General features: G+C 61.9%; 21 protein-coding genes. 5 read left to right on the forward strand and 16 right to left on the reverse strand.

The window, feature by feature from the left end; all coding sequences use genetic code 11:
• Positions 1–113 precede the first annotated feature (113 nt).
• Positions 114–1,445, forward strand: coding sequence for a glucoamylase family protein (locus AC1DJO_RS11640; protein WP_477970842.1), 1,332 nt, complete (start codon positions 114–116; stop codon positions 1,443–1,445).
• Here AC1DJO_RS11640 and AC1DJO_RS11645 read toward each other — a convergent pair.
• The 6 genes from AC1DJO_RS11645 to AC1DJO_RS11670 all read right to left on the reverse strand — a co-directional run bounded on the left by AC1DJO_RS11645 (position 1,442) and on the right by AC1DJO_RS11670 (position 9,280).
• Positions 1,442–2,482 carry an ABC transporter ATP-binding protein gene (locus AC1DJO_RS11645; RefSeq protein WP_477947746.1) on the reverse strand — a complete coding sequence of 347 codons (1,041 nt, stop codon included), beginning with the start codon at positions 2,480–2,482 and terminating at the stop codon, positions 1,442–1,444. The two genes, AC1DJO_RS11640 and AC1DJO_RS11645, sit on opposite strands and share 4 nt — an antisense overlap.
• On the reverse strand, positions 2,479–4,149 hold the full coding sequence (locus tag AC1DJO_RS11650; RefSeq protein WP_477970602.1) for an ABC transporter permease: 1,671 nt from the start codon (positions 4,147–4,149) through the stop codon (positions 2,479–2,481). The genes AC1DJO_RS11645 and AC1DJO_RS11650 overlap by 4 nt, the downstream gene beginning before the upstream one ends.
• A 63-nt stretch (positions 4,150–4,212) precedes the next feature.
• Positions 4,213–5,226: an iron ABC transporter substrate-binding protein gene (locus AC1DJO_RS11655; protein WP_477970604.1), complete on the reverse strand. Its 1,014-nt coding sequence runs from the start codon at positions 5,224–5,226 to the stop codon at positions 4,213–4,215.
• Between the two features lie 144 nt (positions 5,227–5,370).
• Positions 5,371–6,360 carry an Ldh family oxidoreductase gene (locus tag AC1DJO_RS11660; protein ID WP_477970606.1) on the reverse strand — a complete coding sequence of 330 codons (990 nt, stop codon included), beginning with the start codon at positions 6,358–6,360 and terminating at the stop codon, positions 5,371–5,373.
• A gap of 76 nt (positions 6,361–6,436) precedes the next feature.
• The gene (gene amaB, locus AC1DJO_RS11665) at positions 6,437–7,975 is read right to left on the reverse strand and encodes an L-piperidine-6-carboxylate dehydrogenase (protein ID WP_477970608.1); all 1,539 of its coding nucleotides are present in this window, start codon (positions 7,973–7,975) and stop codon (positions 6,437–6,439) included.
• Positions 7,976–7,996: 21 nt separating this feature from the next.
• A complete protein-coding gene (locus AC1DJO_RS11670; RefSeq protein ID WP_477970610.1) occupies positions 7,997–9,280 on the reverse strand; it encodes an NAD(P)/FAD-dependent oxidoreductase in 1,284 nt (427 codons plus the stop codon).
• A gap of 222 nt (positions 9,281–9,502) precedes the next feature.
• Here AC1DJO_RS11670 and AC1DJO_RS11675 point away from each other — a divergent pair, with 222 nt between their 5' ends.
• The 3 genes from AC1DJO_RS11675 to AC1DJO_RS11685 all read left to right on the forward strand — a co-directional run bounded on the left by AC1DJO_RS11675 (position 9,503) and on the right by AC1DJO_RS11685 (position 11,985).
• On the forward strand, positions 9,503–10,393 hold the full coding sequence (locus tag AC1DJO_RS11675; protein ID WP_477970612.1) for a LysR family transcriptional regulator: 891 nt from the start codon (positions 9,503–9,505) through the stop codon (positions 10,391–10,393).
• Positions 10,394–10,457: 64 nt separating this feature from the next.
• Complete coding sequence (locus AC1DJO_RS11680) at positions 10,458–10,694, forward strand: Lrp/AsnC ligand binding domain-containing protein (RefSeq protein ID WP_112385869.1); 237 nt, start codon at positions 10,458–10,460, stop codon at positions 10,692–10,694.
• A 121-nt stretch (positions 10,695–10,815) separates the two neighbouring features.
• Positions 10,816–11,985 (forward strand): glycosyltransferase family 4 protein, encoded by a 1,170-nt coding sequence (locus AC1DJO_RS11685; protein ID WP_477970614.1) that lies wholly within the window; start codon positions 10,816–10,818, stop codon positions 11,983–11,985.
• Here the strand turns inward: AC1DJO_RS11685 and AC1DJO_RS11690 are convergent.
• From AC1DJO_RS11690 to epmA, 9 genes are all read right to left on the reverse strand, one after another.
• Entirely contained in the window at positions 11,982–15,287 is a 3,306-nt protein-coding gene (locus tag AC1DJO_RS11690; RefSeq protein WP_477970615.1) for an alpha/beta fold hydrolase, read from the reverse strand. The two genes, AC1DJO_RS11685 and AC1DJO_RS11690, sit on opposite strands and share 4 nt — an antisense overlap.
• Before the next feature lie 69 nt (positions 15,288–15,356).
• Positions 15,357–16,532, reverse strand: coding sequence for a glycosyltransferase (locus tag AC1DJO_RS11695; RefSeq protein ID WP_477970844.1), 1,176 nt, complete (start codon positions 16,530–16,532; stop codon positions 15,357–15,359).
• 13 nt (positions 16,533–16,545) lie between these two features.
• Positions 16,546–19,023 carry a glycoside hydrolase family 2 protein gene (locus AC1DJO_RS11700; protein WP_477970617.1) on the reverse strand — a complete coding sequence of 826 codons (2,478 nt, stop codon included), beginning with the start codon at positions 19,021–19,023 and terminating at the stop codon, positions 16,546–16,548.
• Positions 19,024–19,039: 16 nt separating this feature from the next.
• Positions 19,040–20,002 (reverse strand): DUF1839 family protein, encoded by a 963-nt coding sequence (locus tag AC1DJO_RS11705; protein ID WP_477970618.1) that lies wholly within the window; start codon positions 20,000–20,002, stop codon positions 19,040–19,042.
• 8 nt (positions 20,003–20,010) lie between these two features.
• Entirely contained in the window at positions 20,011–20,919 is a 909-nt protein-coding gene (locus AC1DJO_RS11710) for an amino acid--[acyl-carrier-protein] ligase (protein WP_477970620.1), read from the reverse strand.
• Between the two features lie 5 nt (positions 20,920–20,924).
• Positions 20,925–22,106 carry an acyl-CoA dehydrogenase family protein gene (locus AC1DJO_RS11715; RefSeq protein ID WP_477970622.1) on the reverse strand — a complete coding sequence of 394 codons (1,182 nt, stop codon included), beginning with the start codon at positions 22,104–22,106 and terminating at the stop codon, positions 20,925–20,927.
• A complete protein-coding gene (locus AC1DJO_RS11720; RefSeq protein ID WP_112385876.1) occupies positions 22,106–22,357 on the reverse strand; it encodes an acyl carrier protein in 252 nt (83 codons plus the stop codon). The genes AC1DJO_RS11715 and AC1DJO_RS11720 overlap by 1 nt, the downstream gene beginning before the upstream one ends.
• A 256-nt stretch (positions 22,358–22,613) precedes the next feature.
• On the reverse strand, positions 22,614–23,666 hold the full coding sequence (locus AC1DJO_RS11725; protein WP_477970624.1) for a lysine-2,3-aminomutase-like protein: 1,053 nt from the start codon (positions 23,664–23,666) through the stop codon (positions 22,614–22,616).
• Positions 23,663–24,727 (reverse strand): EF-P lysine aminoacylase EpmA, encoded by a 1,065-nt coding sequence (gene epmA, locus AC1DJO_RS11730; RefSeq protein WP_477970626.1) that lies wholly within the window; start codon positions 24,725–24,727, stop codon positions 23,663–23,665. Before epmA ends, AC1DJO_RS11725 begins: the two co-directional genes overlap by 4 nt.
• A gap of 150 nt (positions 24,728–24,877) precedes the next feature.
• On the opposite strand from epmA, the gene efp reads away from it, so the two are divergent.
• Entirely contained in the window at positions 24,878–25,447 is a 570-nt protein-coding gene (efp, locus tag AC1DJO_RS11735; protein ID WP_112385879.1) for an elongation factor P, read from the forward strand.
• Positions 25,448–25,499: 52 nt separating this feature from the next.
• On the opposite strand, the gene AC1DJO_RS11740 is transcribed toward efp, so the two are convergent.
• Positions 25,500–26,228 carry an SIS domain-containing protein gene (locus AC1DJO_RS11740; RefSeq protein ID WP_477970628.1) on the reverse strand — a complete coding sequence of 243 codons (729 nt, stop codon included), beginning with the start codon at positions 26,226–26,228 and terminating at the stop codon, positions 25,500–25,502.

A 26,228-nucleotide genomic window follows, 5' to 3' on the forward strand; every position in this document is an offset into this window, starting at 1 on the left:
CGCCCTGTTCCCAGCCGACGATCCATTCAAGCCGCACACCGCCTTTCAAAAAGGTTTGATTTGCGCGCAACGCGTTGCCATGTTGAAGCAGGGCGAAAATGAATGGTTTGAGTATGCTGCAACGACTCGACGATACGGATGCTGCGCTGATCGACAGGCTGCAACAATCCGCCTTCAACTACTTCCTGAAACACGCGAACCCTGACAACGGGCTTGTCGCCGACACGTCGGTCGATGGTGTGCCGTGCAGCATCGCTGCCGTCGGCTTCGCGCTATCGTCCTATACGGTCGCCGCCGAACGCGGCTGGCTCGCGCGGGCGGCAGCAGTTGAGCGGACACTGGCGACCGTGCGGTTCTTTGCCGGAAGCCATCAGGGCCGGGAACGCCACGCGACCGGTTATCGCGGCTTCTATTACCACTTCCTGCACATGGATACCGGCCACCGCGCCTGGAACAGCGAGCTGTCGACCATCGACACGACGTTGCTGGTCGCCGGCATGCTGACGGCCGCCGCCTATTTCGACCGCGCCGATGACAGCGAGCGGGAAATCCGCGATCTCGTCAAAACCATCTACGAGCGCATCGACTGGACCTGGGCGCTGAACAAGGGCCAGACCATCTCGATGGGCTGGAAGCCCGCCAGCGGCTTCCTGCGCTGGCGTTGGCAGGGATATGACGAGGCGGTGCTGCTCTATACGCTGGCGCTCGCCTCACCCACGCACCCGATCCCGCAGTCGAGTTACGACGCCTTTACCTCGAGCTATTCCTGGATGCTCCACAAGGATCAGGCCTATCTTTATGCCGGTCCGCTGTTCATCCATTTTTTCTCGCATGCCTGGATCGATTTCCGCGGCATCCAGGACCGCCCGATGGCGGCGCGCGATTGGGACTATTTCCGTAACACGCAGGTTTCGATCGCCGTGCAGCGCGATTACGCCGTGCGCAATCCCGGACATTTCGTCGGCTATAACAAGGATGTCTGGGGACTGTCGGCCTCCGACGGTCCGCCGCCGAGCCGCCATATGCGCGGCGGACGCCATCCGAAGGTGCTGGGCTATGCGGCGCGCGGCGCGCCACTCGGGCCTGACGACGGCACGATTGCGCCCTGGGCAGCACTCGCATCGCTTCCCTATGACCGTCAGGCGGCGATAGACGGCACCAAGGCCCTGCTCGAGACCTATCCCGATCTCATCTACGAAGGCCGCTTTCCGGGCGGCTTCAATCCGACCGTGAAGACCAGGCGGCCCGAAGGTTGGGTGGACGACCGCTGCGTCGGCATCGACCAAGGCTTGCTGGTAATGACGATCGAAAACGACCGCTCGGATTTCATCTGGAGCCTGATGCGGCAATCGCCGGTCATTCGCCTCGGCCTCGAGCGCGCGGGCTTCACCGGCGGCTGGCTGGAACAGAGCGACGAAATCGATGCGAGCCGAAAGACGGCTTAGCGGACGCTGAGAACGTGGGCCTTGCCGGCGATATCGAGACGGACGCGATCGCCGGTCTCCGGCAGGGCAACGCTCGACGTCTTGATGAGAATGGGCGGCAGCGCCACGCCTTCCAGTGAGACGGCGACCGTGCAGGTCGCGCCGCCGAACTCCACTTCGACCACCCGCCCGTGATAGGCGGGCTGGCTGTCATCGGGAACGACGCGGATCTGCTCCGGCCGCAGCATGATCTCGGCCTTACCCTGATGATCGCCATCGACGGCAACCTTGCCCAGCGCGCAGTCGGCAAAGCCGTTGCGAACGATGGCAGGTAGCATCACGGCGTCACCCAGAAACAGCGCCGTCTCGCGATCCTTCGGCTGCAGATAAAGCTTCTGCGGCGAACCAGCCTGCACCAGCTTTCCATCGCGCAACACCGCCACCTGATCGGCAAAGGACAGCGCCTCGCCCTGATCGTGCGTGACGAGAATGGTGGTGATGCCGGCTGCCTGCAGCACACGGGCAACGGCCTTGCGCATGTTTTCGCGAAGACCGGTATCCAGCGCCGAGAACGGCTCGTCGAGCAGCATCAGCCGCGGTTTGCGGCCAAGCGCACGCGCAAGGGCGACACGCTGCTGCTGGCCGCCTGAGAGCTGATGCGGACGGCGCGTCAGCATGTTGCGGTCGAGCTCGACCATATCGAGCAGCTCGAGGATCCGCTTGTCGCGATCGGCAGCACCCCGCTCGAAGCCGAAGCCGATATTGTCGGAGACGCTCAGATGCGGAAAGAGCGCGCCGTCCTGCGATACGATGCCGATGCCGCGCTTGTGGGCGGGCACGGCCGACGGGCCATTGGCAAGTACTTCGCCATCAAGGCAAACCTTGCCCTGATCCGGGCGCTCGAAACCTGCAATCAGCCGCAGAAGCGTGGTCTTGCCGGAACCGGACGGTCCGACGACCGCGGTGCGGCTGCCGGCCGGCACATCCAGCGACACATTGTCGAGCGCCGTCACCGGGCCATAGCGCTTGCTGGCGGATTGGATCGAGAGCAGCGTCATTGTCCGGCAGTCCGTTTCGATTGAACGTAGAGAAGCAGCGTCAGCGGCAGCGACAGGATGATCATCATGACAGCATAAGGCGCTGCGGAGACATAATCGATCTCGCTGGTCAGCGACCAGAATTTCGTCGACAGCGTTTCGACGCCGTTGGGCGACAGCATCAGCGTTGCGGTCAGCTCGTTGGTGATGCCGAGGGCGACAAGCGCGATACTGGCGGCGAAACCGGGTGCGGCAAGCCGCATGGTGATCTGGCGGACGGCCTGGGCCGGTGTGCGGCCAAGGCCCATCGCCGCCCGCTCCAGCTCCACCGGCGCCTGCGCGATGCTGGCGCGCAGGCCGACCATGGCACGCGGCAGGAACAAGAGAACATAGGCAACGGTCAGCGTTGCGAAAGTCTGGTAGAGCGGCAGCACGAGGCGGACGGTAATCGTCACCAGCGCCAGCGCCACGACGACGCCGGGCAGCGAGCCGACATAATAGTGGCAGGCTTCGAGGAAGCGCTGGAAGCGCCCGGGCGCCCGTACGGAGAGCCATGCCATCGGCACGGCAGCGATCGTCGTCAGAATGCCGCCGGCGACCGCGAGCACGATCGTCTGCAGAAATGCGTTGCCGACAGTATCGATACGCCAGATCTCGGCACCGCCGAGATAAAGCCAGCGGCCGAGCGTCACCAGGGGAACGCCGAGCGTCAGGACGGCAACGACAACGGGGAGCAGAATGGCCGGAAGCACGAACCATCCGAGCCTGCGCCGGTCGGCCGGCCGCGCCGAACCGGATCCGACCCGGGCATAACGCTCGTTGCCGCGAACCAGAATTTCGAGACCGAGCAGGAACAGGCAGCAGCCAACCAGCACGCCGCCCAGCATGTTGGCCGCCGGGCTGTTATAAGCCGACTGGAACTGATCGACGATCGCCGTCGCGAAGGTGTCGAAACGGATCATCACATAGAGCCCGTATTCCGACAGCAGATGGAGCGCGATCAGCAGCGAGCCGCCGCAGATTGCCAGCCGCAGCTGCGGCAGCACGGTCCGGAAAAACACCTGCCATGGGTTGAGCCCAAGAGAAGCCGCCGCATCCTCGATGGCCGGATCGAGCCGCCTGAGCGCGGCCGCCACGGGCAGATAGAGAAACGGATAGTAAGCAAGAACGGAAACAAAGACGCCGCTTTCCAGCCCGCGCATGCCGGGCACGAGGCTGATCCAGGCATAGCTGTGCACGAAGGCCGGAACCGCAAGCGGCGCGACCGCAAGCCATGACCATAGACGCGAGAACGGAATGTCGGTTCGCTCGGTCAGCCAGGCGAGCGTGACCGCAAGCGCGATGGATAGCGGGATCGTCAGCGCTTCGAGAAGGACGGTATTGACCATCAGCTCGCCGACGCGTGGACGGAAGACCAGCGCCTTCACCGTATCCCAGCCGACGTCATAGGTGATCCAGGCGATGAAGCCGAGTGGCACGAGGCTGAAGACAGCGACGACCGTTGCGAAGACGACGACGGAAGCGTGCGGCATGCGCCCGCGAAGGGAAGCGATTGTGCTGACCGGCGCTTCATTGCCGGCAAGGCCGGTCACGAGCGATCTGTTGTCTTGCAGCAAGGCCGACGCCTTTGTGACGCTGAAAAAGGAAGGCAACCGCCTCGTCAGGAAGCGGTTGCCATGATTGATCATGCCCTAGGGTTTTCTTGAGCCAAAAGCAATAGTTTTGACTCCCGAGCCCTGCGGCAGATGGGCTTAGATAAGACCGGCGGCCGTCATCATCTCAACGACCTTCTTGCTGTTCAGCTCGGAGGCTTCGACCTTCGGCGCGTTCAGCTCCTTGAGCGGAACGAGCTTGGCGTTGGATTCGCCGCTGACGGCATATTCATAAGAGGTGCCGTCCTTGAGGATGGCCTGGCCTGCCTTGCCGGCGATGAACTTCAGGAACGCCTGGGCTTCCTTCATGTGCTGCGTCGACTTCAGGATGCCGCCGCCGGAGATCGAGACGAAAGCGCCCGGATCCTGGTTCTTGAAGTAATGTAGGCCGACATTCGCACTGTTTTCAGCGGTCTTTGCCTGATCGCCGAACCAGTAATAGTGATAGATGATCGCGCCTTCGACTTCACCTGCATTGACTGCCTTCAGCGCAACGCTGTTGCCCTTATAAGGCGTCGCGTTGTCCTTGAGGCCCTTCAGCCAGGCAGCGGTCGCTTCCTCGCCTTTCAGCTGCAGCAGCGCGCTGACGATTGCCTGGAAATCGGCGCCGGCAGGAGCAGCACCCCAGCGGCCCTTCCAGGCCGGGTCGGCGAGGTCGAGCATCGACTTCGGCAGCTTGTCTTCGGTCAGCTTGCGCGTGTCATAGGCAAATACCGTCGAGCGGGCAGCAATACCCGTCCACATGCCGTCGGCAGGACGATATTCGGCCGGAACCTGATCCAGCGTGTCCTTGTCGACGGGTGCGAACAGGCCAGCGCCATCGACCAGGGTCATCGCAGGAGAATTTTCGGTGAGGAACACGTCAGCCGGCGAGGCGTCGCCTTCCTGGATGATCTGGTTTGCGAACTGCATGTCGCTGCCCTGGCGCATGGTGACCTTGATGCCGGTCTCCTTGGTGAAGGCATCGATCCATTCGCGGCCGAGGCTTTCGTGCTGCGCGTTATAGACGACGATACCCTCGTCCTGAGCGTAGGCGCCGGAAGCGAGCGAGGTTGCGGCCAGAAGCGACGCGGCAAGCGCCAGCGCAGAACGGCGCGTGATGGAATTGGTCATGATGCCCTCCATGGCATTGGCACCCTGCTGGGGGTGTGGGGTGCTGCGCGGCACCCTATATTTTTCCTGACTTCAATTTTCAAGTTTGCTTCACGAGACCGCGATCACAAATACTTGAAATTATTGATCAAGTTTAGAACGATTCTATACCGCAGCGATGTCCGCGATCACGTCATCATCGACATCGATACCGTTTTCGATCGCCGACCGGCGTGCATTCTGCCCACGCCGTCCCGGCAGACGGACACCTGGATCGGACGAGATTTCGTTAGCAAGCTCCGTCAGCCGCGCTGCCGCGAATGCGCCGCCGCCGGCTTCCGGATTGATGACGATGATCATCTGGCCGAGACCCGGAGCCGCGCCCTTGTCGTCGAAAAGCGATGTCGATTCATAGGAGAAGTTGGCGCCGGTCAGCGGCGCAGCCAGGATCTCGACCATCATTGCCAGCGCAGCCCCTTTTGCTTCGCCTGACGGCACCATCGTGCCATCCAGAGCTGCCACGGCATCCGTGGTCGGCTGGCCATCGCGGTCGAAAGCCCAGTCGGCAGGGATCGGCACACCCTTCTGACGGGCGGCCATGATCTTGCCGCGGGCAACGCGCGAAAGCGCCAGATCGATGACAACCGGGGCCTGCCCGGTCACCGGCGCCGCAAAGGCAATCGGATTGGTGCCGAACAGCGGTTTGCGCCCACCCCATGCGGCCATCGCTGCGGTCGCATTGGCAACCATGATGGCAACAAGACCGGCTTCGGCGAAACGCTCGACCGTCAGCGCCAGAACGCCGGCGTGATGAGAGCGCCGGATGGCCGCCATGGCAATCCCCTGCGCCTTCGCCATGTCCGTGAGAACCGGCACGGCAAGATCAAATGCCGGATAGGCATAGCCATGGCAGGCATCGACTTGGATGACCGAAGGATAGGGCTGATAGAGGATCGGCCTGGCGATGCCATCGACCTTGCCGGACTTAGCCTGGGCAGCATAGGCGGCAACACGCCGAAGCCCGTGCCCGCTCTGCCCGGCTGCTTCTGCGGCGACGAGCGCACGCGCCACGGATCGCGCATTGCCCTCTTCAACCCCGCTGCGTTTCAACGCCTCTATGACCAGCGTTTCAGCGGCAGCAAGCGTCAGATGCATGGGAAAAACCTTAGCGAAAAACAAAAGGGCGACGACGGTGTTACGTCATCGCCCCCAGAGCTGCAATGCAGCTGCCTTACTCGACGTCGAACTTCACGCCCTGCGCCAGCGGCAGTGTCTTGCCGTAATTGATGGTGTTGGTGGCGCGGCGCATATAAGCCCGCCATGCATCCGAACCGGATTCGCGGCCGCCGCCCGTTTCCTTTTCACCGCCGAACGCACCGCCGATTTCCGCACCCGACGGGCCGAGATTGACGTTGGCGATACCGCAATCCGAACCGCGCGCCGAAACGAAGGTTTCCGCCTCGCGCATATCATTGGTGAAGATCGACGAGGAAAGGCCCTGCGGCACGGCATTGTGCAGATCGAGCACTTCGTCGAAATCCGAATACTTCATCACGTAGAGGATCGGCGCAAATGTTTCATCGACAACGGGACCCGTCTGCGACGGCATCTCGACCAGAGCCGGGCGAACGTAGAAGGCTTCGCCAGCGCCGTTTTCGACACGTTCGCCACCGGTGATCTTGCCACCCGCTGCATTGGCAGCAGAGAGAGCCGACTGCATTTTTTCGTAGGCAGCCTTGTCGATCAGCGGACCAACCAGCGTACCGTTCTCCAGCGGATTGCCGATGGTGACCGAACCATAGGCCTTCTGCAGGCGCGGAACGAGTTTGTCATAGACGCTGTCATGCACGAAGAGACGGCGCAGCGTCGTGCAACGCTGACCGGCCGTGCCCATCGCCGAGAAGGCGACGCCACGCAGCGTCAGGTCGAGATCGGCACTCGGGCAGATGATGGCCGCGTTGTTGCCGCCGAGCTCCAGGATGGCGCGGGCAAAACGCTGCGACAGACGCGGACCGACGGCGCGGCCCATGGCCGTCGAACCGGTTGCCGAAACGAGCGGAACCTTGGGGTGATCGACAAGGGCTTCGCCGACATCACGGCCGCCGATCAAGAGCGTTGCCAGATTGGCCGGCGCCGAGCCACCTTCGGCGACGAAACGCTTCAGCGCCTTCTCGAACTGCGCCTGCGTCGCCAGCGCCGTCAGCGGCGTCTTTTCCGACGGTTTCCAGACGACCGAATTGCCGCAGACCAGCGCCAGCGCTGCATTCCACGACCAGACAGCAACCGGGAAGTTGAAGGCCGAGATGATGCCGACGACGCCGAGCGGGTGCCAGCTTTCCATCATCCGGTGCTCGGAGCGCTCGGTGGCGATCGTAAGGCCGTAAAGCTGGCGCGAGAGGCCGACCGCGAAATCGCAGATGTCGATCATTTCCTGAACTTCGCCGAGACCTTCGGAAGTGGTCTTGCCGACCTCGATCGAAACGAGGCGGCCGAGCGCGCCCTTGGCAGCGCGCAGCTCCTCGCCGAGCAGACGGACGAGCTCGCCGCGCTTCGGCGCCGGGACCGCTCGCCATTCGGCGAAAGCCTTGTGAGCGGCGTCGATCGCCGCCTTGGCGCCGGCAACGGTGTCTTCCTTCAGCGCGCCGATTTCCTTGCCTGTGACAGGCGAGGTAACGCGCAGCGTTCCGCCGGTATAGCGGGCGGCATCGACGCCGAGTTCGGACAGCAGCTTTTTGGTTTCGGCTGCGAGATCGAGGCTAGCGATGGTCATGTGTTTCCAACCTTGTTGTTCTTAAAAACGCGCATCGGCGAAGTGGGCAACCTGGGCGCCGGCTTCGTACCACATTTCCTTCAGCGCCCGGAACCCCGGCTCACGCGGATCCGTCAGCGGCAAGGGCAGCTCGGCCTCGCTGATGCGGCCAAGAATATGTTCGGCAAGCGTCCGGCCGAAAACCGTGCCAGGTGCAATACCGCGGCCATTATAGCCCGAGAACCCGACGACGTTATCGGCAAACTTGTGAAACCTGGGCAAGGCATTGTCGGTCATGCCGATCTTGCCATACCACTCGCATTCGAACTCGACCTCGCCGATCTGTGGGAAGAGCTTGCGCAGAGAACGCTGCGCCCAGCCTTTGTGGACGGCAGTACCGGTATTGCGCAGCGCCCCGACGCTGCCGAAGACGAGACGGCCTGCCTGATCCATGCGGAAGGAGGAGAGGATTTCCTTGGTATCCCACACGCCTTCGCGGCCGGGCAGGATCGACTTGCGCAGATTGTCGCCAAGCGGCGTGGTCGCGAGATTGAAATAGGGGAGATGCACCTGTTCGGTGCGCACCTGTTCCCAGGGGCCGGTGCTATAGGCATCCGTCGCAACGATGATCCAGTCAGCGGTGACGGTCCCCTGTTCGGTGCGGACCACCCATTTCCGACCCTGACGCTCCGTCGCAATCACCGGGCTTGCCGTGTGCAGGGAAACGCCGGCTTGCACGGCAGCCCGCGCCAGCCCACGGGCATAGGCGAGCGGCTGCAGCGTTCCCGCTCGCATATCCAGAAGCGCTCCGGCATAGGCATCGCTACCGACCCGGCGCGCCGTCTCCGCTGCATCCAGCACGGTCACAGGCGCACCACGCTTGCCCCACTGCGCCGCCCGGTTCTCGATCTCCTTCAGTCCCTCGGAGCCGACGGCGCAGTGCAGCGTTCCGTTCGTTTCGAGCTCGCAGGAAATGTCATGCTTGGCGATCAGCTCCATCACCAGACGCGGCGCATTGCCGAGCATGTCGAGCAGCCGCTCGCCATGAACCGGCCCGAGCACACCGGGAAGATCATCAGGCATCACCCACATGCCGGCATTGATCAGACCGACATTGCGCCCGGCGCCGCCAAAGCCGATTTCCTTGGCTTCGAGAAGAACGACCTTGCTGCCGGCCTCCGCCAGATGCAATGCCGAAGAAATACCGGTATAGCCGCCACCGACGACAACCACATCGGCCTGCACGGATCCGGTCAGCGGCGCGGTTACAGGCGGCTGGGGCGCAGTCTTTTCCCAAAGTCCATGCGAGCGCGGATCATTCAGCATCGGTCAATCCATCCAAAGGCGAAACCGCCGTTAATCTAGCGCCGCGACGGCAACCGCGAAAGCACTCTCCGATGCCTTCATAGCAGGCATCTCACCGCGAATGGATGGTTTCCATCAGGCCACGAGTTCATTCCGAATATGCGCGACAGATTTCTTTACAAACCGGTTTTCACCGTGAATATCGACGTTTCGGAAACAGGTCATTCTGAAATGGACTGAACAATGCTCGCATCCCGCCGCTTCCTGCCCTCGATATCGCTGCTCGCGGCCTTCGAGGCCACTGCTAGAACCGGCAGCGTCACTGCCGCCGCCCGCGAACTCGATTTGACACAGAGTGCCGTTAGCCGGCAGATCAAGGCTCTGGAAGAGCAGCTGGGCGTCGAACTCTTCCTGCGCGAACGCCAGACCGTCCGGCTGACGCTGGCAGGCGACGGCTATGCGAGGGAGATCCGCGAGGCGCTGCGCCGCATCTCGAGTGCCTCGCTGAACCTGCGCGCCAACCCCTATGGCGGAACGCTGAATCTAGCCATTCTGCCAACTTTCGGGACCCGCTGGCTGGCGCCAAGACTCGGCCGCTTTCTCAGCCAGAATCCCGGCGTCACCATCAATCTCGTTACCCGGCTCTCGCCCTTCGACTTCCGCCTCGATTCGATCGACGCCGCCATCCATTTCGGCCATCCCCATTGGCCCGGTGCCGAACTGACGCTGCTGATGTCGGAGAAGACAGTTCCGGCCTGCAGTCCGCAATTTCTGAGGGATCACGGCATCGGCAAGGCCCATGATTTGCTGGACGTGCCGCTGCTGCATCTGACAACCCGGCCGGATGCCTGGGAGGCATGGTTTGCCGAAAACGGCGTTGCCTTCCAGAGCCTTCACGGCATGCTCTTCGACCAGTTCGCCACCGCCGCCCAGGCGGCCGTCGCCGGGCTTGGCGTTGCGCTGCTGCCGACCTTCCTCATCCAGGACGAGCTGAAGCGCGGCGACCTCGTCGCTGCCATCGATGGAGAAATCGAAAGCCGTGAGCGCTACTATCTCGCCCACCCTTCCGAACGCGCCGACTATCCGCCGCTTGCGGCCTTTCGTTCGTGGATCGAGGCCGAGGCGAAGTCTTGAGCTTGCATCATGGGAGCGGTTTCGCGCATTATGTGCGCAAACATTCACTCCGCAGGAAATCCCCATGAAGCCCATTTTCGTCCAGCTCCAATGCGCCCCCGGCAAGACCTACGAGGTTGCCGACGCCATCTACCAGACGGAACGTGTTTCTGAGCTCTACTCAACCAGCGGCGACTACGACCTGCTGATGAAGGTCTATATCGAAGAAGGCCAGGACATCGGCAAGTTCATCAACGACAATATCGCCAATATCCCGGGTATCGTCCGCTCCCTGACGACGCTGACCTTCAAGGCATTCTGATCTCCAGGATTAACTCTCTTCCGGAAGATTTCCGGCTGCCGGGCGCTCCGTAAACCGGGCCTTAAGGCGATCCGGTATCTCGTCCGGCACTATGGCGCGGCCCGTTCCGGGATCAGGGAGCATGGCATTGGAAGCAACGGCAGAGCAGGCAAGTGCAGCACCGCTGATCGTGCATGTCGTGCGCCAGTTTCTGCCGAACCGCGGCGGGCTCGAAGATGTCGTTGCTAACCTGGCCCGCGAGACCGTCAAGCGCGGCTACCGCGTCCGGGTCGTCACACTCGACACGCTGTTCACGGCGCGCGACCGCAAGCTTCCGTCGCATGAGATCATCGACGGTATCGACGTCGTGCGTATCCCCTGGTCCGGCAGCACCCGCTATCCGATCGCACCGCAGGTCCTTCGCCATCTCGCCGACGCCGATCTCGTCCATGTCCACGCGATCGATTTCTTTTTCGACGCGCTGGCGCTCGGCCGCGTTCTGCACCGCAAGCCGATGGTCGCGACAACCCATGGCGGCTTCTTTCACACGCAGAAACACGCGGCCCTCAAGAAGATATGGTTCCAGACGCTGACACGGTTCTCGGCGATGAACTACAAGCGCGTCGTCGGCTGCAGCGCCTCCGATATCGCCCAGTTCTCGCAGATCGCCGGCAATACCGTGCTGATCGAGAACGGCGTCGATATCGGCAAGTTCGCAGACAGCGCATCACGCCAGCCGCGCCGCCGGATCGTCACCATCGGCCGCTTCTCGGTCAACAAGCGGCTCGACCATCTCCTCGATGTCATGCAGGTTCTGGCCGCCCGTGATCCGGAATGGCATCTGGATATCGTCGGCTCGGAATCGGATCTGAAAGGCGCCGATCTCAGGCGCGAGATCGCGGCCCGCGGCCTCGATCGTGCGGTCGGCCTTCATGTCGGCATCGCCAATCCGGAGATACGGTCTCTGATCTCGGCGGCATCGCTCTTCGCCTCAGCATCCGAATACGAAGGCTTCGGCCTCGTTGCGCTGGAAGCGATGAGTGCCGGCCTCTATCCGGTTCTGAACCGCAATGCTGCCTATGTGGCACTAGCCGAACGCAAGATGCCGCTGTCGATTGCCGACTTCAGCGATCCGGAAAATGCGGCGGCCGCAATCGAACAGGCCTTCGCGACGATTGCAGCCGAACCGGCGGCAATGCGCGATACGCTGATCGCTGCCGCCAGACCCTATTCATGGGATCACGTCGCCGGACTCTATATCGATCTCTACAGATCGCTCGGCATTCCGGCTTTCCAGCGGATTGCCGCTTAAGCTTTCGCCAGCTTGGCGATCTCATCCAGCACGATCCGGCGCGATTCCAGCGGCGTCAGATTGTGGTCGGCATCCTCAAGCATCACGAGACGCACATTCGGATAGCGCGACAGTTTGCGACCACCAGGACCGAAGTGGAAATACATGTGGTCGAGGCCGACATCCGCTTCGCTGTAGATCAGCGTCAGCGGCACGTTGCGCTTTCCGAACGATGCGAAGGCCTGTTTCACCTCGCGCGCCACATGCCCCTTGTGCGGTAACAGCTCGATCAGCGGCGCGAAGCGATGCGACACCCGGCGGCCGAGGGCGATGAAGATGTTCTGGAAGGCCGCCTTCACATCGACCTGACCACGGAAAAGCCGCTTCAGGGTCTCGATGTTCATCAGCCGCTGGCTGTAGTCATCGACGCTACGCGGCACCGAGACGACATGCTCCTTGGCGACCTGAACGGCGGGGTCCCAGTAATAGACGAAGGGATTGATCGAGACGACCGCCTTCAGGCGCTCGTCGGCAATGCCAGCGCGAAAAGCTACATAACCGCCGCTGCAGCGCCCGGCGACCATAACGGGGCCAGGAACATGGGTCTCCAGGAGATCGAGCGCCGAGACGGCGTCATCGATCTGCGTCTGCGAATAAAGAATCTGATCCGGTGCATCGGGACGCGGAACGCTGTCGCCGACATTGGCGGAATCGAAGCGCAGAGACGTCACGCCTTGGCGTGCAAGCTCGCGCGACATGTCGACGATCGCCCGGCCCCAGCCGGCATGCCGGTCGTAAGCGGTCGTGAGGAACATCACCGAATTGCCCTTGGACGCCCCAACAGGCCGGCTGATGACGCCGACGAGATGGTGATGCGCACCGAAACGCACCGGCACTTCTTCAAAGCCATCGCCGTGCAGGATCTGGTTTTCGGCGGGAACCACCGAATTTGCCGCCGTGGCATCCGGCACCGTGTTCGTCTCGATCCAGCGCGTCAGTTCGGCAACGACACGCATCGGCGTCTTCGCAAACAGCGGATTGGTCGCCAGCTCGTCATACCCCTCGAAAACAGTCTCATCGACGGTCGCGCCGAGTGATTTGAGGGCAGTGGCAAAGCTGGAATCGCCGACGCGCGACGGGTGCTCGAAGATCACATAATGCGATGCAGCCAGGCTCTCGGGCGCCGTCAGATTGAGCTTGCGGATTTCCGCGGCAATCGCTTCAGGCATGAACAGACCGGCGATCGTTACCTGATCTGCCGGAGCGTGCTCCTTGCTGAGGCCTAGATCGGCGTGAATAATCTTCGCCCACATGTTCAATTCGCGCAGATAGCCACGCCCGCTGAGAACCGGCGCCAGCATCGCGACGCCACTGACGCCTGGGATCGCCGCGCCGATACGCTGCACCAGCGCGGCGCCGATCCCCTGGGCGATCAGGATGATCTGGTCGCAACCGCTCAGCGATTTCAGCTCTTCGGCCGCAGCACGAACCGATGCTTCCCAGCTGGAGAGCGTTGCCGGCTGATTGCCGAAATCAAGTGCGTCGCCGGTGCCCAGATAGTCGAAGCGAAGGCTGGGAACGCCGATATCTGAAAAATGCTCGGCAGCGACGCGATAGAACTTGCGGCTGCACATCTCCTCGAAGCCCCAGGGGCTGACGAAGAGGACGGCGGAGGACCGCTTGGTGACGGCAGGATTTTCGGGCATGAACAGCCCGATCGTGCCATCGAAGGCAACCGGGAAGGCGGCGCTGCGGCCGGCACCTTCTGCCGGCTCGTGAACGGCCTCGGCTGGTTTTTTATGATCATTCTCCGGCTGCAGCGGCGCGATGAATTGCGCGGCCTTCAACGCCGGGCCGCGCAACGCAGACGGCACCTTGCTAAGGATCGAGCGAATGACAATTGCGTCTTGTCTCGGAATGACCTTGAGAAGTTTGAGTGCGAGCAGATAGGCGACACCGCCTGCGATGATCGCCAGCACCAGGCCAACAGGATTGTGGACGAGCTCAAGGACCGCGAGAGCCGCCAATGCACAAAGCACGGCCGCCACCGTCACCTTCGCGAGGCTGACATAGAGGGTCGAAAGCTGACTTCCAAAGCCGGTCTGTTTGATCATGATCACGCACATCACGACAAAAACAGCGATGCGAACGACCGCAGCGCCTTCCGCCGCAAAAGTAGGCACCAGGAGTAAACAACCGCCTACCATGACAAGGCCACCAATCACACTGGTCTTCAGGCGATCCCGCACCCGGTCCATCGACAGCAGGTAGAGGCTGAGGATCTGCATGAAGGTGTAGGCAGGGGCGGCCAGCGCCAGAAGCATGACGACGGGACCGCTTGGGCGGAAGTCTTCGCCGAACACGCTGACAACGAGAACACCCGAGATCGCCGCCAGTCCAAAGCTCATCGGCATGATGATATAGGCCATGCTGCGGGTGACCGCGGCGAAGACTTCAACCGGCAGGGTCGAATCCTTGCTGTTATGCCGCTGCTCCGAATAATAGGGCAGCAGGCTGCCGGTCATCTGGATCGGCAGCTGCAGGGCGATATTGGCGACCGACAGACCGATCGCATAATAGCCGACCATCTCGACCGACCAGAATTGCTGCAGGAACAGCAGTTCGAGGCGATTGATGAAAACGGAATCAATCAGGAACTGCGTCGATATGATCACCGACGACGAGGCGAGAACGCTAAGTGAAATATCGCATCTGTCCCGCTTAGTGAGCAGGATCGGCATCGTCGCGACGAAAAACACCAATTGGCCGAGCGCATAGCCGATCAGCACGCCCTCGACGCCATACAGCACCGCGCCGATCGCGACGCCACCGAGCTGAAGAATCGAAACGCCAACAGTCAGCTTGAAGAAGTCGCCGAGGCGCTTTTCGCCGATCAGGTAGAATTTGACGAAAGAGCCGATCGCCTGAATGAAGAACAGCGCGCCTGTCACCATCGCCACCGACGGCGCCGTTTCGGCCCAATGCATCTCTTCCGACGACAGGAAGAAGATGCCGTAGAGCCCGAGCAGCACCACCGTCGAAAACAGCATGAAGGTGACGAGGATCGAGGCAAAGCCCATGCGGCGCTTGCTGTCGTAACCTTGCACATTTAATTGCGGCAGGGTCTTCAGAAGCGTGATGCTGGAGCCCAGTTCGGCAATTGACGCGCCGGTGACCACAAGCCAGAGCGAAAAGGCAACGATGCCGTTTGCCTCCGGGCCAAGCAGGCGGGCGGTGATGATCGACGATGCAAAACCGGTCGCCAGCAGCAGCATACCCGCAGCCGCGTTCATCACCGAATTCGCTATGATCCCGTTCGACATCCGTCTCTTTCCATTGGCTTCTCAGCCATGTCTAAAGTGAAACCGTTAAATAAGGACCGAGGAGTTCGGTTAACGGCCCGCACGGTCAAGCGCCTGCAGCGCTTTCTGGTAGGTGTTTGCCTCCAGATGGGCGATCAGGAAGCGTTTGGCGCGCGCAGCCTTTTCCTTCGCCGCCTGCGGGTCGGAATAAATCTGATCGAGGTAGCCCGCAGCCACTTCAGGCGATGGATCAGCCCAGACTGCACCCTTCAGCGCCGCAAATTCCGGATGCGTGTCGACAACTGGGATCAGCGATGGCGCGACGTTCCAGGTATTTTCAGGGTCGCAGAAATCGACGGTGCCGGACCATCCCGTGGTCACGACAGGGGTATTGTGAATGATCGCTTCGGCAAGGGTCAGGCCGAAACCTTCCGAACGGTGGAGCGAGATATAGGCATCAGAATCACGGATCAGCCCGTTGATCTCGCCGCTCGCCAGCTTGTCCGTGACGATACGAATCCGGCTATTGCCCTCGGCCGACCGATAAAGCGCTGAAAGGCCGGGATCCTTCGCCGGATCACCGCTTCCCTTCATCAGCAGGAAAGCCTTGGGGCACCGCCGCTGAAAGATCTTGAAGGCGTCGATGACCGCCCGAGGATTCTTGCGGTTGATCGACGAGCCGGCGCTAAAGATGAAACTGACCAGAAACGCATCGTCCTCGACGCCGAACTTCGCTCGCATCCCATCCGCAGCCGGCTTCTCCGTCACCGGATGCGGCACAACGACGACAGGCGCGCTGGTCAGCGGCGCAATCGCCTTGCGGGTAAATTCGGAGGGGACAAAAACCGCGTTGACATAGCGCGCGCCGTTCCGCCACTCCGGTGGCACGGTCTCCAGCTCCCAGGCCCAATAGCCAATGTTGTAGGCGCGGGCGAATTCCCGCAGTCCGGTGCTGAGCACCGCCCGCGGCAGCATTGGCGGATTGAGGTGCCAGATGCGCGTTCCCGGTTGAGCGGCATTGACTGCCGCAGCCTTCCATTCGACGGACGCGCCTTCATCGGCATGCGTGCTGACATCCCGCAACGAAATCCGGCGGCCGCCCGCCGCCAGCGCGTCGGCGCAAAGCCGCGCGGACTCGCCTACACCGGCCATCATCGAAAGATAGCCGGCAACTTCGATCGGCCGTGCCGGATCGAAAGCCACCCGGGATTTCGGGATCAACCGCTGCAGGACATGGGAGCGGAAGGCACGGTAGAGAGATCGGATAGGCATCTGTTTTTCAACCACCCGCGCCGAAAGCAAAACGGCGCATACTGCCGGCGCAGAGCACCTCGCCGTGAGGCTCTCCCGCCTCAGTACCGACAGGCGTCAACCGGATACGGCGCTGGATGCCCGGCGCCAGATGAAACCAGTCGTCAGCCGGGCGGTAAACCGCGGCATCGATGTGAACAGACTGGGCAAGGCAATTGGTGGAGACATCGAGTGCCCATGCGCCGCCGTCATCCACCAATGTCACGGCAACATCGGCATCGTGAAACGCCTTTGCCCGACCAAGCGGAAAGTGGAACGCCTCGGCCAGCAGGTCACCTTCCACCGAGCGCAGCCGCGCCACCGTAACGTCATGCGACGGCGGGCCGAAACGGAAGGCGTAAGTGGTATCGAAGAAGGCGCCGAAAAGTTCGGTCGCCGCGATCTTCTGCTTGCTCCGCGCTGCGATCGTCAGGCTCTGGCTGCCGCTCGCCGCCTGCTGCCTGCCGTTGCGGAAGCAGATAAGCTCGAGTTCCACGGCAAGGTCAGTAGACGTCTCATTGACCACATGCACATCCAGACCATTGGTCCCTTCGTCCGTTAGCACCACCTGCAACGGCCGGAAGGCCCGGCGCATTGCATGCCAGACGGGCTTGGGTTCGCCGGTGGAATCGATCACCCCCCAACCCGGTCCGGGCAGCAGATCCTGTAGCGTCCAGACCAGCGCGCCGTCGCAACGCGATCCGCTGCGGCGCCATTCGGCAAAGGTCTCGGTCAGCACTTCGCCCGTGACGGCACGGGAGAGATCGAGATAGCGCTCCGGATTTTCGCGGCGAAGCCTGGCCGGATCGGTATCGTAGAGCAGCCCGAGATAGTGATCCCTGATATCCTCGAAATCCCAGGACGCGCCGCGGTCGCGCGGCACCCGAGCCTTCCAGAGAGGGCTGTGAACGGAGGGCACATCGAGATGCCGCTGCAGCGTTCTCTGCTGCGGGACATGCGCGAAAGCGAGGCTTTCGGCCGCGAAACGCACATCGGCCCGCCGCGCATCCTCAAGCGGCCGCATATAGGCGCCGACGCCGTAGTAATGCGTGACTCCTGCATTCGGCGAAAACGGCATGGCCCCGCCATAGGGCGAATTCGGAACGTAGGGCACATCCGGCCGCAGCCGCGACGCGATCGCTGGGATTACTTCGTCGGTCACCGGACCGCCCCAGAACTCCCGCGGCAGCCCAAGCATCGCCGCCTGTTGATGCACCTCGCTGCCACCGCAGAGCACGGCAAGCGAGGGTGAGGCCTGAACCCCATGCAGGAACCCTTCGACTTCGGCATGGACGTGACCGATGAAGGTCTTGTCGTTGCGCGGATAGTCGAAATTGGCAAACATGAGGTCCTGCCAGACGAGCAGGCCGAGCTCATCGCAGAGCGCAAAGAAATCGGGCGTCTCATAAGCCATCGTGCCGCCGACGCGGATCATGTTCATGCCGGCTTCGGCAGCCAGCCGCAGGAACGGCTCATAGTCAGCTCGCGAGCCGGGGAGCCGCACGATATCGGCGGTGGTCCAGACGGCACCCCGGCAAAAGACGCGCTCGCCGTTGACGCAAAGCCCGAAGCCATCGCCATCGGCCCCGCGATCGAGGGCGATCGTGCGGAAACCGGTCTTGCCGAGCGGATACTCGACATCGTCGGAAACCAGCGTCAGATCGTAGAGATCAGGCGTGCCGTGCGTGTGCGGCCACCACGGCTTCACATGGGCAAGCTTGAGGATAGCTGAGTAGTGGTTCTCGCCGATCTTCTCAAAGGCCGCCTCTTCCCCGCCGCAGCGCAGCTGAAGGATCGGATCCTCCGCGGCGGAATAAAGCGAAACGCTGACCCGTCCGCTGCCATCCTCATCCAGAACGCTGCGGATCGAGACATTGTCGATCGAAACAGGGCCGCTGCGCACCAGCGATATCGCCCGCCACGGTCCGATGGCGTGGATCTCCGGGCACCAGCCCGGCATATGGCCGAGCACGGTTGTGCGGACATTCTTGAGGCCCGGCGGCGTGATCATCTGCGGGCGCCAGCGGGCGCGCGGCCCGGGCTCGGTAAGCTTCGGCGCAAGTGCCCGGAAACACAGCGCCAGCTCGTCGCCACCGATAAGCGTCACCGGAATTTCGTGGGCGGTGAACATGCTCTCCGAAAACAGCAGCTCGTGACCGTTGACGAACACGTGGCAAAGCGTTGCCAGTCCCTCCAGCCGCAGGATCCAGTCTCCCGGTTCTGTGTCGAACAGGCGGCAGACATACCAGGCATCCCGGGTGTTCAGAGGCTCCGGATTTTCCCTGTCGAACAGGCCGGCTCTCTCGAGCGCTTCGGCAACGGTTCCGGGCACCGGTGCGGCGATGAACTGCGACGTTGGGGGGATATCATGCGGCACGGCATAGGCATCGGGTTCCGTGAGAACGAGGTTCCAGCCTTCCGAAAGCAGAACCTCTTGTGCGCCGACGCTCGCCAACCTGCCCCGCATGATCAAGCCTCCGGTGTCACAGCTGCTCGGAAATCGAAGCCATCATGGAATCCCATGCATCGGCGGCCGGATCAAGCGCGGTCTGCAGCGGCTCGAATTTCTTGCGGGTCACGGCCCGCGCCAATTGGAACTGCACGGATTTGGCCGTCTCAGAAATCTGCCGCGCATCCGCCTCGGCGCTGGCAAACTTGCCCGGCGACAGCCAAGCGAGATGATCCGCCGCCAGCTCGAAATTGGCGCCGAACTGGCGAAGCGTGTTGAAGGCATATTTGTGGAAGAAGCCGAAGGGCCGCTCGGCAATTTCCTCGACCTGCTGCGGGAAAACCGCGGCAAAGGCGCGGATCGGATTGCGGGCCGGACGGCGGGCGAAGTGCTTTCTGAAGATCGCTTGGGAGGCCGCCCGCATCTCCGCATCGCCGGGAAGCATCGCCGGAAACTTGGCGAATTCGGTGTAGGGCAGAAACAACGCCCCGTCCGCGCCTGAATTCAGCTGAAACAGACCGTCAAAATCCTCGCCATCCAGCGCGAAGAACCCGGCATTGTGGAAATACTCGACGCGCTTCGCATCGAAATCCAGCCGGTTGATCGCCACGGTCGTCTTGCCGTGCTCGGTGCGGTAGGCGGTGCCCAGGGTGTCGGGCATGTAATAGGAATCCATCTCGATCAGGCAGAGCCGCCCGCGGCCGATCTGCGTTTCGATATGGCGCTCGACGCGATCGAAGATCGCCAGTTCGCTGACGCGAATGCCGTAGAGCGTTTCCAGATCTTCCAGCGGCACCTTGAAGAAGGTGAACTGGTCGCCCTCGAAATCCTGCGTCATCGTAAAGCCGAGCATCGCTTCCGGCGGCAGGCCGAGCGTGTTCAGTACCTCGATCCAGAGATCGATATAGCAATTGGTTTCCGGCCACATGCGCTCGCTGGAATGGAGCGCATGCCTGACGTAGCCATCCGGAGCGATAGCCGGGAAAACAGCCTTCATCGGACGTCTCAGCCCCAGAGCGCCTTGCGAACGTTTTCAGGCCATTCCTTCACGTCGAGACCGTGGTGGTGGAACAGCGCTAGCGCGATACGTTCCAGACCGAAGCCGACGCAGGCAGTATGCGCCACACTACTATCCTCGAGGTTCAGACCCCACTTCAAGCCAAACGAGTCCTGATGGTAGTTGAAGCTCATGCAGGCGGTCGGATTGGCGGTCGAGGTGATCGGGATCAGCAGCTCGAACTTGAGGTTCTGGTCGCGCTGGTTGTTGACCATCATCTTGCCGGCGCGACCGAAGAACGGATCGTTCGCCACGTCGATGACCACATCGAGGCCAACCAGCTTCATCATCTCGACGCCGCGATCCATCCAGCGCTGGCGGAAATCCGTCACGTGCCTCTCGGTTCCCATGCAGACATATTCGCGCATGCGGAACAGCTGCTGACGGGCCGGATCCTTGGAAGGCTCATGGCGGAAGCAGTAGGACTGCAGATCGTAAAGACCGCCCTTTGCCGGCAGGTTGCCGCGCTTGGCGACCGTCGGGTAGAGCGGATAGCAGGCCGCCGGCGTCAGCACGATCTCGGTCGCTTCCTGGCCCTTGGTCCAGTCGTCGCCGACTTCCATGCATTGCAGCAGGTTCATGTGATCGAGCTCGGCGCCGCAGAAGCTATGCACCGTACCCGCAAGCTGCGGGAAGCTCTTCATGTAACCGCTCTTTTCGAAGATCGCCCGGTTCATGCCCGGCGGGAAGCGCATGGCTTCGGCACCATCGGCACCACCGAACTTGTCGATCAGCCGCTCGAAAGCAGTGATCACGTCTTCGAACTGGCCGCTGCGGCCGTAAAGGCCGTCAACACCGGTATCGATCAGCAGGCCGGATTCGAAAAGCCGGTCCAGAAACGAGGTCTGCATATCCATGTGAGTCACCCCAGTAGGCTAGTGTCCTGCTTGTGGACGAGAAGCATGCTCGACGTGTTGCCGAGGATGCGGTCATTGGAAATCATCAGCTGCGCGGAATGCGCGTCTCGCAGATGGCGGCCCACGCTGAAAGGCGTGCCGTTCTTGTAGCCCATGATGCCGCAGATCAGCATGACGTGGTTGACGATCTCGAGGATCGTTTCCGACGAGGCGATCTTCACGTTGTTCATGGCGACGGCAAAGCCCATCGACGACAGCTTGTCGGGATCGGCCTTTGCGTCCTCATAGGCCTTCAGGCCCGCGACGACATTCGACTTCACCATCTGCAGAAGGTTCGAAACCTCGGCAAGGCGTAGTGCACCGGGCGGCGGAGCGCCGGGCGATTTGCGTGCGGCAGCGCGAACGAACGCCTGGGCGCGGCAGACGGCATCGACCGCAATGCCGTACCAAACACCGCTCCAGAGAAGATGCGAGGAGGCAAGCATCGACTGGGCTGCGATTTCGGCAAACGGCTTCGGCAGGATTTGTGCCGCCGGCGCTTCGCCCTTGAAGAGGAAGCCGTCGGAGCAGGTGCCGCGCATGCCGAGCGTATTCCATACATGGGTGCGCTCAAGCGTGTACTGGTCCTTGAGGAATGCCGTCAGCACCTGATCCGAAGACGCGGCCTCCGGCCCGCTGCGCGACGTGATCAGGATAGCATCGGCATGTGAGCCGTAGGAGATGACGGTCGCGTCCTTTTCGAGACGGCAAGTATCGCCGGTGATCTCGATGGCGCAGATGCTGTTGCGCAGATTGCCGCCAATGCCGCCTTCGGTCGTCGCCGAGGCGATCAGCAGCTGTTCGGCTGCGATACGCCGCATGAAACCTGCATGCCACTCGCTGTCAGCGCCATGCTCGACAAGGCTAGAAAGCTTGATGTGGTGCATGGCGAAAACCATGGCGCTTGCGGCGCAAGCCTGGCCAAGAACAGAGCAGAGTTCGGCGATTTCGGTCGTCGTCGCGCCCTCGCCGCCAAGGTGGCGGGGGATCTGAATGCCGAGCAGACGTTCGGCCTTCATCGCATCGGCAGCTTCCCGCGGGAAACGGCCTTCGGCATCGACGGTGTCGGCGTGCTTAGCCGCAATCTCGGCGACGCGCGCGGCCCGTGCCGCAAAGCTCTCTTCCGTGATCTTGATCGGGAAGTTCATCAGGCGACCTTCCGGCTGTCCTTGATCATATCGACGGTCTTCTCGATCGCCGAGATGCTGGCGAAGGACTTGCGGTTGAGAAGATTGTCGGGGAACTCGATATCGAAGGCTTCTTCGATCGCCAGCATCAGCTGGACCGATGCAAAGGATGTCAGACCCGCCGCGTAGAGATCGGCGTCGTCGGCGACCTGGTCGATAGACGCGGGAAGCTTGCCGAATTTGGCTATAATATCGCGGATTGTCTTGTTCATCCGAACATCTCCAAGATTGTCATGATCCAGAGCAGGCGTTCATCGCCTTCATCATGAGCGCTCTTTTAGGCCGGAAAACCCAATATTCCGCTAATTTGTCTGGTTAAAGATGAGCAAGATTCACACTTAAAGTTTTATCGAGTATCGCGCCCTGATTGAATTTCGCCGTTTCTGCTTAAATACTTGCCTTGCCAGCTTGGCGTAATACAGGAGCGGCGCGAAGGACTTGCCAGTGCAGAAATGGAACGGAAATCTTCTATCCCGCCGGTGGATAGCTGTGCTCGCCGCCCCGGTAATCAGAGACCGAGAAGCAACCGTCGGCGGTTTTGCGAACGCCGCCTTCGGCAATCACGGTCTTTCCGTAGCCGCCCGGAATATCCAGAATATAGGCCGGCTGGCAGAGGCCGGATATGCGGCCGCGCAAGGCTGCGACGATCACCTGCCCTTCCTCGATCGACAGCCGGAAATGGCTGGTGCCGGGCGCAAGGTCTGGATGATGCAGGTAATAGGGCTTGATGCGGTTCTCGACGAACGTCTTCATCAGCGACGCAAGCACATCCGCGTCGTCATTGACGCCCTTGAGCAGCACAGATTGGCTGATCATGACGATACCGGCGTCGACAATCCGGGCGCAGGCCGACCGCGCTTCGGCCGTAAACTCGCGCGGATGATTGGCGTGCAACGCGATGTAGACGGTCTTGCCGCTCGCCTTCAGGGCGTCGATGAGCGCCACATCGATCTTGCGCGGATCGACCACGGGCACGCGGGTATGGAACCTGACGATCTTGACGTGATCGATCGCCGAAAGCTCCCGCATGATGTCCTCTAGCCGCCGCGGCGACAGGATCAGCGGATCGCCACCGGTGAGAATGACTTCCCAGATCTGGTCATGCGTGCGGATGTAATCGAACGCGGCTTTCATCGCCTCAGGCTCGAGCGTGCCGAGACCTTGCGGCCCGACCATCTCGCGGCGGAAACAGAAACGGCAATAGACCGGGCAGACATGCACCGCCTTCAGCAGCACACGATCCGGATAGCGATGCACGATCCCTTCAACAGGGCTGTGCGGGAGATCACCGATCGGATCGTCCCGCTCTTCCGGTGTCGTCTGCAATTCGGAAACATCGGGCACGAATTGGCGGGCAATGGGATCGGCCGGGTCTGCACGGTCGATCAGCGCCGCAATCGATGGCGTCAGCGCGATCGCATAACGGGCCGCAACCTCTTCGAGGGCCAGCCGGTTGCCCTCGGCAATCAGACCGGCGCTCGACAAGTCATCGACGCTTTTGATCGGCCTGACGATATTCATCGGCCATACTCCGCCACAGGCGCCCACAGCACTTGATCGATGCGCGAGGCACCGGTCGCCAGCATCACGAGCCGGTCGAAGCCGAGCGCGATGCCGCTCGCCTCCGGCATGATCTGCAACGCCTCAAGAAAATCCTCGTCCAGCGGATAGCGCTCGCCATAGATGCGTGCCTTCTCTGCCATCTCGATCTCGAAACGGCGCCGCTGTTCGGCGGCATTCGTCAGCTCGCCGAAACCATTGGCAAGCTCGACGCCGCAGGCATAGACCTCGAAGCGCTCGGCGACCCGGGGATCCCGGGCTGACGGCCGCGCCAGGGCAGCTTCGGACACCGGGTACTCGTCGAGAATGGTCATGCGGCCGAAACCGAGATGCGGCTCGATCTTCTCGACCAGCGCGCGGCTGAAGAGATCGGCCCAGCCATCGTCTTCGGCGACGCGCATTCCGTTACGGCGAAACTCGGCCGCCAGATGCTCGCGATCGGTCGAGCCATCGGCAGCAACGGAGCCAAGCAGATCGATCCCGGCATGGCGATCGAAAGCCTCGGCAACCGAAATCCGCTCCGGGCCGGCAAAAGGATCGGCCTCGGCACCGCGATACGTCAGTTTGGATGCCTTGGCGGTCTCGGCAGCGAGTGCTGCGATCCGCACGCAATCCATCATCAGCGTCTCGTAGCTTTCTCCCGCCCGGTACCATTCCAACATGGTGAATTCAGGATGGTGCAGCGGCCCGCGCTCGCGGTTGCGATAGACATGCGCGAAGCAGGCGATCCGCTGCTCACCCGCCGAAAGGAGCTTCTTGCAGGCAAACTCCGGCGAGGTGTGCAGATAGAACAGCGCCGGCTGGCCATCCGTCGTCAGCGCCTCGGTGGCGAAGGCATGCAGATGCGCCTCGTTGCCCGGTGACACCTGCAGTGCGGCCGTATCGACCTCGACAAAATCTTCGCCGGCGAAATAAAGACGCAGTGCGGCCTGGATCGCGTTGCGCCCGATCAGAAACGGGCGGCGATCCGCATGGACGTCGGGCGTCCACCAGGGCGAGGCTTTGGCGCTCGTCAGGCTCATTCTCCGCTTTCTTCACCGTGACGGCCAACGCTGGGCTGGCTTTTCGCCGGATTTTAAGTTAGTTGCCGCCCCAAAGGAAAATTAATCGCGTCTCCAGGGCTATTGCGACAGTCCTCTACGACGCCGAAGGCTGAGTTACAAGGAAGTCTTATGGTCAAGATCATCGCCTCCTCCGTCCGCAAGGGCAACGTTCTCGAAGTGGATGGCAAGCTGTATGTCGTTCTTACGGCCAACAACTTCCATCCTGGCAAGGGCACGCCGGTGACCCAGGTCGACATGCGCCGCATCGTCGATGGCGTGAAGGTGTCCGAGCGCTGGCGCACGACCGAGCAGGTCGAGCGCGCGTTCGTCGAGGACGTGAACTTCCAGTTCCTTTACGAGGACGGCGAAGGCTTCCACTTCATGAACCCGGAAAGCTACGATCAGGTCGTCGTCGACAACGAAACGATGGGCGATCAGAAGGCCTATCTTCAGGAAGGCATGACCTGCATCCTGTCGATGCACGAAGGCATTGCGCTGGCTCTCCAGCTGCCACGCCATGTGACGCTCGAAATCACCGAGACCGAGCCGGTCGTCAAGGGTCAGACGGCATCGTCTTCCTACAAGCCGGCAATCCTTTCTAACGGCATCCGCACACTGGTTCCGCCGCATATCGATGCCGGCATCCGCGTTGTCATCGCGACGGAAGATAACTCCTACGTCGAGCGCGCCAAGAACTGATTGTCCGCAGGGGCAAAGCAAAAGGCCGGCGGAGACGCCGGCCTTTTTCGTTTCAGAGATGCGGATTACGTGGCCGGTATCGCTTGACCAGCTGCTGGTTGACCGCTGCAGCACCCGGCATGTTGGCGCTGAGATAAACCGGCGCATCGCCGGACTTGGCGAGCTCCGAGGCCACCTCGGCAAAGATCGCATTGAGCACGGTAGCACCGACTGCCGTCGAGACCGGCCCGACCTTCAGCCCGCTCCCTTCGATTTCGATGACGGCATCCCCCGGCGGAAGGCCGTTGTCGAGGACGATATCGGCAACCTCGGCCAGCCTGCGGCGGCCGTTGGCGATCGCCTTGGAATATTCGATCGAGGTGATGGCGATCACCTTGGCGCCGATCTCATGGCCGTAATCGGCGGCCTCGATCGGCGCGGCGTTCACGCCGGAATTCGACGCGATGATGATCACGTCGCCAGGCTGCATGCCATAGCGCTCGAGCACCGGACGAACGAGACCTTCCGTCCGTTCGTAGACCGAACTGATCACCGCACCCTCGTGCAGCATCGCAGAACCGACAAGTACGGGAACGGTGAAGGCGAGGCCGCCCGCCCGGTAATGCACTTCTTCGGCCAGCATGTGAGAATGGCCGGTGCCGAAGACATAGACGCGCTTGTCGCTGCGGGCCGCTTCGAGGATCGCCGCGGCGGCCCGCTGCATTGGAACATCGAGAGCCGACTTCAGCTGGCCGAGCCGCTCGATCAGGTTCGAGAAATAAGCATCGGTGATCGCAGTCAT

The sequence above is a fragment of the Rhizobium sp. 05N430 genome (genome assembly GCF_056396985.1).

Excerpts from the sequence above, each read along its gene's own strand:
- epmA (WP_477970626.1), bottom strand. The coding sequence starts at position 24,727 with ATGAGCCTGACGAGCGCCAAAGCCTCGCCCTGGTGGACGCCCGACGTC.
- AC1DJO_RS11675 (WP_477970612.1), top strand. The coding sequence starts at position 9,503 with ATGCTCGCATCCCGCCGCTTCCTGCCCTCGATATCGCTGCTCGCGGCC.
- AC1DJO_RS11645 (WP_477947746.1), bottom strand. The coding sequence starts at position 2,482 with ATGACGCTGCTCTCGATCCAATCCGCCAGCAAGCGCTATGGCCCGGTG.
- AC1DJO_RS11740 (WP_477970628.1), bottom strand. The coding sequence starts at position 26,228 with ATGACTGCGATCACCGATGCTTATTTCTCGAACCTGATCGAGCGGCTC.
- efp (WP_112385879.1), top strand. The coding sequence starts at position 24,878 with ATGGTCAAGATCATCGCCTCCTCCGTCCGCAAGGGCAACGTTCTCGAA.
- AC1DJO_RS11715 (WP_477970622.1), bottom strand. The coding sequence starts at position 22,106 with ATGAACTTCCCGATCAAGATCACGGAAGAGAGCTTTGCGGCACGGGCC.
- AC1DJO_RS11690 (WP_477970615.1), bottom strand. The coding sequence starts at position 15,287 with ATGTCGAACGGGATCATAGCGAATTCGGTGATGAACGCGGCTGCGGGT.
- AC1DJO_RS11725 (WP_477970624.1), bottom strand. The coding sequence starts at position 23,666 with ATGAATATCGTCAGGCCGATCAAAAGCGTCGATGACTTGTCGAGCGCC.
- amaB (WP_477970608.1), bottom strand. The coding sequence starts at position 7,975 with ATGACCATCGCTAGCCTCGATCTCGCAGCCGAAACCAAAAAGCTGCTG.
- AC1DJO_RS11670 (WP_477970610.1), bottom strand. The coding sequence starts at position 9,280 with ATGCTGAATGATCCGCGCTCGCATGGACTTTGGGAAAAGACTGCGCCC.
- AC1DJO_RS11685 (WP_477970614.1), top strand. The coding sequence starts at position 10,816 with ATGGCATTGGAAGCAACGGCAGAGCAGGCAAGTGCAGCACCGCTGATC.
- AC1DJO_RS11720 (WP_112385876.1), bottom strand. The coding sequence starts at position 22,357 with ATGAACAAGACAATCCGCGATATTATAGCCAAATTCGGCAAGCTTCCC.
- AC1DJO_RS11680 (WP_112385869.1), top strand. The coding sequence starts at position 10,458 with ATGAAGCCCATTTTCGTCCAGCTCCAATGCGCCCCCGGCAAGACCTAC.
- AC1DJO_RS11650 (WP_477970602.1), bottom strand. The coding sequence starts at position 4,149 with ATGATCAATCATGGCAACCGCTTCCTGACGAGGCGGTTGCCTTCCTTT.
- AC1DJO_RS11705 (WP_477970618.1), bottom strand. The coding sequence starts at position 20,002 with ATGAAGGCTGTTTTCCCGGCTATCGCTCCGGATGGCTACGTCAGGCAT.
- AC1DJO_RS11710 (WP_477970620.1), bottom strand. The coding sequence starts at position 20,919 with ATGGATATGCAGACCTCGTTTCTGGACCGGCTTTTCGAATCCGGCCTG.
- AC1DJO_RS11655 (WP_477970604.1), bottom strand. The coding sequence starts at position 5,226 with ATGACCAATTCCATCACGCGCCGTTCTGCGCTGGCGCTTGCCGCGTCG.
- AC1DJO_RS11640 (WP_477970842.1), top strand. The coding sequence starts at position 114 with ATGCTGCAACGACTCGACGATACGGATGCTGCGCTGATCGACAGGCTG.
- AC1DJO_RS11660 (WP_477970606.1), bottom strand. The coding sequence starts at position 6,360 with ATGCATCTGACGCTTGCTGCCGCTGAAACGCTGGTCATAGAGGCGTTG.
- AC1DJO_RS11700 (WP_477970617.1), bottom strand. The coding sequence starts at position 19,023 with ATGCGGGGCAGGTTGGCGAGCGTCGGCGCACAAGAGGTTCTGCTTTCG.